General features: G+C 53.3%; 1 rRNA gene. It reads right to left on the bottom strand.

The features are described from left to right. Positions 1 to 2,549: ribosomal RNA gene (locus tag KHA99_RS29065) — 23S ribosomal RNA — on the bottom strand; the annotation flags it as partial.

Here is a 2,549-nt window from a genome sequence, read left to right as displayed (position 1 = left end):
TTGGTTAAGTCCTCGATCGATTAGTATCAGTCAGCTCCACACGTCACCGCGCTTCCACCTCTGACCTATCAACCTGATCATCTTTCAGGGATCTTACTAGCTTGACGCTATGGGAAATCTCATCTCGAGGGGGGCTTCATGCTTAGATGCTTTCAGCACTTATCCCGTCCGCACATAGCTACCCAGCGATGCCTTTGGCAAGACAACTGGTACACCAGCGGTGCGTCCATCCCGGTCCTCTCGTACTAAGGACAGCTCCTCTCAAATTTCCTGCGCCCACGACGGATAGGGACCGAACTGTCTCACGACGTTCTGAACCCAGCTCGCGTACCGCTTTAATGGGCGAACAGCCCAACCCTTGGGACCGACTACAGCCCCAGGATGCGATGAGCCGACATCGAGGTGCCAAACCTCCCCGTCGATGTGGACTCTTGGGGGAGATAAGCCTGTTATCCCCAGGGTAGCTTTTATCCGTTGAGCGATGGCCCTTCCATGCGGAACCACCGGATCACTAAGCCCGACTTTCGTCCCTGCTCGACTTGTAGGTCTCGCAGTCAAGCTCCCTTGTGCCTTTACACTCTGCGAATGATTTCCAACCATTCTGAGGGAACCTTTGGGCGCCTCCGTTACATTTTAGGAGGCGACCGCCCCAGTCAAACTGCCCACCTGACACTGTCTCCCACCCCGATAAGGGGTGCGGGTTAGAATTTCAATACAGCCAGGGTAGTATCCCACCGACGCCTCCACCGAAGCTGGCGCTCCGGCTTCTCAGGCTCCTACCTATCCTGTACAAGCTGTACCAAAATTCAATATCAGGCTACAGTAAAGCTCCATGGGGTCTTTCCGTCCTGTCGCGGGTAACCTGCATCTTCACAGGTACTATAATTTCACCGAGTCTCTCGTTGAGACAGTGCCCAGATCGTTACGCCTTTCGTGCGGGTCGGAACTTACCCGACAAGGAATTTCGCTACCTTAGGACCGTTATAGTTACGGCCGCCGTTTACTGGGGCTTCGATTCAGAGCTTCGCTTGCGCTAACCCCTCCTCTTAACCTTCCAGCACCGGGCAGGCGTCAGCCCCTATACTTCGCCTTGCGGCTTTGCAGAGACCTGTGTTTTTGCTAAACAGTCGCCTGGGCCTATTCACTGCGGCTCTTCGGGGCTATTCACCCCAAAAAGCACCCCTTCTCCCGAAGTTACGGGGTCATTTTGCCGAGTTCCTTAACGAGAGTTCTCTCGCTCACCTTAGGATTCTCTCCTCGCCTACCTGTGTCGGTTTGCGGTACGGGCACCTTTTATCTCGCTAGAGGCTTTTCTTGGCAGTGTGGAATCAGGAACTTCGGTACTATAATTCCCTCGGCATCACAGCTCAGCCTTAAGGTGAACGGATTTTCCTATTCACCAGCCTAACTGCTTACACGCACATATCCAGCAGTGCGCTTACCCTATCCTCCTGCGTCCCCCCATCACTCAAACGATAAAGAGGTGGTACAGGAATATCAACCTGTTGTCCATCGCCTACGCCTTTCGGCCTCGGCTTAGGTCCCGACTAACCCTGAGCGGACGAGCCTTCCTCAGGAAACCTTAGGCATACGGTGGATGAGATTCTCACTCATCTTTCGCTACTCATACCGGCATTCTCACTTCTAAGCGCTCCACCAGTCCTTACGGTCTAGCTTCAACGCCCTTAGAACGCTCTCCTACCGCGGACACCATAAGGTGTCCACCCACAGCTTCGGTGATACGTTTAGCCCCGGTACATTTTCGGCGCAGAGTCACTCGACCAGTGAGCTATTACGCACTCTTTAAATGGTGGCTGCTTCTAAGCCAACATCCTGGTTGTCTAAGCAACTCCACATCCTTTTCCACTTAACGTATACTTTGGGACCTTAGCTGGTGGTCTGGGCTGTTTCCCTTTTGACTACGGATCTTATCACTCGCAGTCTGACTCCCACGGATAAGTCATTGGCATTCGGAGTTTGTCTGAATTCGGTAACCCGATGAGGGCCCCTAGTCCAAACAGTGCTCTACCTCCAAGACTCTAACTACGTGAGGCTAGCCCTAAAGCTATTTCGGAGAGAACCAGCTATCTCCAAGTTCGATTGGAATTTCTCCGCTACCCACACCTCATCCCCGCACTTTTCAACGTGCGTGGGTTCGGGCCTCCATCCAGTGTTACCTGGACTTCACCCTGGACATGGGTAGATCACCTGGTTTCGGGTCTACGACTACATACTATTTCGCCCTATTCAGACTCGCTTTCGCTGCGGCTCCGTCTCTTCAACTTAACCTCGCATGCAATCGTAACTCGCCGGTTCATTCTACAAAAGGCACGCCATCACCCATGAACGGGCTCTGACTACTTGTAGGCACACGGTTTCAGGATCTCTTTCACTCCCCTTCCGGGGTGCTTTTCACCTTTCCCTCACGGTACTGGTTCACTATCGGTCACTAGGGAGTATTTAGCCTTGGGAGATGGTCCTCCCTGCTTCCGACCGGATTTCACGTGTCCGGCCGTACTCAGGATCCACTCAGGAGGGAACGAAGTTTC

The organism is Neobacillus rhizophilus, from assembly GCF_018343535.1.
Classification (GTDB): Bacteria; Bacillota; Bacilli; order Bacillales; family Cytobacillaceae; genus Neobacillus; species Neobacillus rhizophilus.
The sequence above is the reverse complement of the archived record's forward strand: the minus strand, read 5'-3'. Positions and strand labels throughout refer to the sequence as shown.